This window comes from Streptomyces sp. WAC05292, assembly GCF_003949955.1.
Classification (GTDB): Bacteria; Actinomycetota; Actinomycetes; order Streptomycetales; family Streptomycetaceae; genus Streptomyces; species Streptomyces globosus.
In genome coordinates this window covers 1-312 of record NZ_RPSE01000913.1, presented here as the reverse complement: position 1 = coordinate 312, position 312 = coordinate 1, and the positions used below count along the sequence as shown (strand labels likewise).

Annotated in this window: 1 protein-coding gene and 1 rRNA gene; both read right to left on the bottom strand. The window is 54.8% G+C overall.

Annotated elements, in window-relative coordinates:
- Window positions 1-96 (bottom strand): 16S ribosomal RNA (locus EF903_RS33695); the annotation flags it as partial.
- 3 nt (window positions 97-99) lie between these two features.
- Window positions 100-312, bottom strand: a 213-nt coding sequence (locus tag EF903_RS34945; RefSeq protein WP_221888837.1) for a hypothetical protein, incomplete at its 5' end; no start/stop codon positions are given.

Below are 312 nucleotides of genomic sequence, written 5' to 3'. Positions count from 1 at the left end.
CACTAATCCCCTCCCGAAGGAGGTTCATCGTTCGACTTGCATGTGTTAAGCACGCCGCCAGCGTTCGTCCTGAGCCAGGATCAAACTCTCCATGAATGTTTACCGGTAATCCGGTGCACACATCACGGTGAGCGGGTCAGTCATGTCGGAATAAGACCGGCTGACCACTGCGTCCTCGCTGTGTTTGTTGCCTGCGAGTGCTACCGGAGCAGCCCCGCAGGTCTTTTTCAAAGGAACCTCATCCACCGAAGTGGACGGGGTATCAACTTCTGGCGTTGATTTTTGGCACGCTGTTGAGTTCTCAAGGAACGG